We start from the raw sequence: 3,255 nt of genomic DNA, 5'->3' as shown, positions 1-3,255 counted from the left end.
CATTGGTCGAGACCGGTGCCGTCGGCGCCGTGTTCAAGGCCGATGTCACCAACCCTTCCAACTATCGCGCCGGCGCCGGTCTCGACCAATGGCTGAAGAAGCGCGGCATCGTCGCCCTGTCGGGCATCGACACGCGCGCTCTGACCGCACTGATCCGCGAAAAGGGCATGCCCAACGCCGTCATCGCGCACGCGCCCGACGGCGTGTTCGATCTCGACGATCTGAAGCGGCGCGCCGCCGCATGGTCGGGCCTGATCGGGCTCGACCTCGCCAAGGATGTCACCTCGGGCCAGTCCTCGGTCTGGCGCGAGACGCCCTGGGTGTGGAACGAAGGCTTTGGCGAACAGACCGAACCGACAATGCATGTCGTCGCCATCGATTATGGCGTCAAACGCAACATATTGCGCCTGCTCGCCGGCCTCGGCGCCAAGGTCACGGTGGTGCCGGCCAAGACCGGCGCCGAAGAAATCCTTGCCATGCAGCCGGACGGCATTTTTCTCTCCAATGGCCCCGGCGACCCGGAAGCCACCGGTGACTATGCCGTGCCGGTCATCCGGGATCTGTTGAAGACCGACATCCCGGTGTTCGGCATCTGCCTCGGCCACCAGATGCTGGCACTGGCGCTGGGCGGCAAGACCGCCAAGATGCACCAGGGCCATCACGGCGCCAACCATCCGGTCAAGGACCACACCACCGGCAAGGTCGAGATCGTCTCGATGAACCACGGCTTTGCCGTCGATGCCGACTCGCTGCCATCAGGCGTCGAGGAAACCCACGTCTCGCTGTTCGATGGTTCGAACTGCGGCATCACGCTGACCGGCCGGCCGGTGTTCTCGGTCCAGCATCACCCGGAAGCTTCGCCCGGCCCGCAGGATTCGCACTATCTGTTCCGTCGCTTCGTCAATTTGATCCGCGAAAAGCGCGGCGAGGAATTGCTGGCCGAGCGGGCTTAGCGGACCGCCGCGACGGCGCGGCACAGTTTTGGGGCAAAGACATGCGCAAAAATACGAACCTACATGCCGCTGAAGCCCTTGAAGACGCCGCAGATGTGGCGATCTACGATGAACGCAAGGCTCAGCTGAAAATCGAAAAAACACTGCCCGCTGACGTGACCATGGATATCTTGCAGGGCCGGCTCACGCTCGCCGAACTGGCGCAGATCAATATTCGGCATTCCGAGTAAATGAATTGAGCACTAAATCCTCGACGAAGAAGCTTTGATCATTCGAAGGCAAATCGCGTGACTTCGACATTTGGCTGAGACTTGCCTCCCATCGTCATCCACGGGCGGAGCAAGGAGCGTAGCGACGCAGCGCAGACCCGAGGATCCATGCCGTGACTTCAAAGCGCCGCAGCGGTGCAGAATTCTGCTCCGCTGCACTCCATGGCCGGAGTCACGGCATGGATCCCAGGGTCTCCGCGACGGAGCTACGCTCCTGCTTCGCCCTGGGATGACGATGCTTGGGGGCGCGGCCAATATCCATGGAACAACAGTCCGCTAAAGCGAATGATGGATAGTGCCACCGGCAGACCTCCAAGCAGCACGAGCGCCACCCTTACGCCACCGGCCGGCCTTCACTGGCTTCCAGGACGGCGAACCATTTCTGGCGGTCGAGCACGATATCGAGCGCCTTGACCATGGCGGCCAGCCGTTCCGGCTTCATCGAACCCAGCACCGGCACCAATCGGGCCGGATGGCGCAGTAGCCAGGCGATCGCGACGGCAGCCAGATCGCCGGCGCCGATCTCGGCGGCCACCGCAGCAAGCGCTGCCCGCACCCGCGCCTCGCGCCCATCCTTGCCGGTGAACAGCGAGCCGCCCCCGAGCGGCGACCAGATCATCGGCGCATAGGCAAGGCGCTGCGCGTGGTCGACGCTGCCATCGGTCAGCGCTGATGTCTTCAGCACCGACATCTCGATCTGGTTGGTGGCGAGCGCGAACGGCATTCGCGAGGCCAGCAGATCGAACTGCGACGGCGTGAAGTTGGACACGCCGACCGCCCTCACCTTACCGGCTTTGACCAGGCCGGCCAGTGCCGTCGCCGTCTCATCGGCATCCATCAACGGGTCCGGCCGATGCAGCAGCAACAGGTCGAGATAGTCGGTGCCGAGATTGGCGAGCGAGCGGTCGACCGAGGCCGCGATATGAGTGGCGCTGGTATCGTAGTGCTTCAGCCGGTTGTCCGGCCGGTTTGGCGATTTCTTCATGATGTCGCATTTCGAGATCAGTTCGATGCTGTCGCGCTTGCCTTTCCAGCGCGCCAGCCCGGCGCCGAAGGCCGCTTCAACCTCATAGTGCCCATAGATGTCGGCATGATCAAAGCTGGTCAGTCCGAGATCGACGGCGGTGCCGATCAGCCGTGCGACCTGATCGGCATCCGGGCGGTCGGCGCTGTCGAGCAGACGCGAGGCGCCGAAGACCAACCGCGACAGCGACAGTCCGTCCCGAGTCAGCGCAATGCGGCTGTCATGGCTCACACCTGCGCTCCATCTTCGGCGACGCCGACGGAGACATTTGCGCGCGCCGCGGGCCTCGCCACCTTGGTGACGAAGACGATGACCGCCAGCGTCAGAAAACATGCGCCGACCAGATAGGGCGCACCGCCGAAGGTCACCGGCGCGCTTGGCCCGGTGAACCAGGAAAAGATCGCCGTATAGAGCAGCGGCGTGATGATCGAGGTGATCGAGAAGATCGAGGTCATCGCGCCCTGCAACTCGCCCTGCGCCGAAGGCGGCACCTTGGCGGCGGCGAGGCTCCTCAGCGGCGGATCGGCCAGCGCTTCCAGACAGCCGACGACGATCACCGCATAGATCATCCAGCCTTGCGACGCGAAGGCATAGCCGAAGGCGCTGGCTGCCGTGAATGTCAGGCCGATGACCGCCGTCTTCCACTCGCCAAGCCTCGGGATCACGCGCGGCAGCACCGTCGCCATGACGATCGCACCGCACAGGCCGAAGGCGCCGAGCGAGAAGCCGATCTGCTGCTCGCTCCAGCCATAGCGGTAGCTGGAGACGAACGACCAGACCGCCGGATACATCATGTGTCCGAGCGTCATCAGGAAGAAGACAAGCCCGATCCAGCCGATGCCTTGATATTGGCGCATCTGCAGCAGCGTGCCGACCGGGTTGGCGCGTTTCCACTCGAAGCGGCGGCGATGCTTGTCATCGAGCGTTTCCGGGAGGAAAAACAACGCAATGAGGAAATTCACGAAGGCGAGCCCGGCGGCGAAATAGAATGGCACGCGCGGCCCGAACG

General features: G+C 63.7%; 4 protein-coding genes. 2 read left to right on the top strand and 2 right to left on the bottom strand.

All coding sequences use genetic code 11. The features are described from left to right. Both carA and EOC06_RS34925 read left to right on the top strand, forming a co-directional pair. Positions 1-953, top strand: a 953-nt coding sequence (gene carA / locus EOC06_RS34930; protein ID WP_128309951.1) for a glutamine-hydrolyzing carbamoyl-phosphate synthase small subunit, incomplete at its 5' end; no start/stop codon positions are given. A gap of 41 nt (positions 954-994) precedes the next feature. Continuing rightward, positions 995-1,183 carry a hypothetical protein gene (locus EOC06_RS34925; RefSeq protein WP_128309950.1) on the top strand — a complete coding sequence of 63 codons (189 nt, stop codon included), beginning with the start codon at positions 995-997 and terminating at the stop codon, positions 1,181-1,183. Between the two features lie 373 nt (positions 1,184-1,556). On the opposite strand, the gene EOC06_RS34920 is transcribed toward EOC06_RS34925, so the two are convergent. Both EOC06_RS34920 and EOC06_RS34915 read right to left on the bottom strand, forming a co-directional pair. Next, positions 1,557-2,477: an aldo/keto reductase family oxidoreductase gene (locus tag EOC06_RS34920; RefSeq protein WP_128309949.1), complete on the bottom strand. Its 921-nt coding sequence runs from the start codon at positions 2,475-2,477 to the stop codon at positions 1,557-1,559. Further along, the coding region (locus tag EOC06_RS34915; RefSeq protein WP_164898916.1) for an MFS transporter at positions 2,474-3,255 on the bottom strand (782 nt) is incomplete at its 5' end. The genes EOC06_RS34915 and EOC06_RS34920, both read right to left, overlap by 4 nt.

The organism is Mesorhizobium sp. M7A.F.Ca.MR.362.00.0.0 (genome assembly GCF_004023175.1).
Lineage (GTDB): Bacteria > Pseudomonadota > Alphaproteobacteria > Rhizobiales > Rhizobiaceae > Mesorhizobium.
Note: the sequence above shows the minus strand (reverse complement) of the source record. Positions and strands in the feature narration are given on the sequence as shown.

Excerpts from the sequence above, each read along its gene's own strand:
- EOC06_RS34925 (WP_128309950.1), top strand. The coding sequence starts at position 995 with ATGCGCAAAAATACGAACCTACATGCCGCTGAAGCCCTTGAAGACGCC.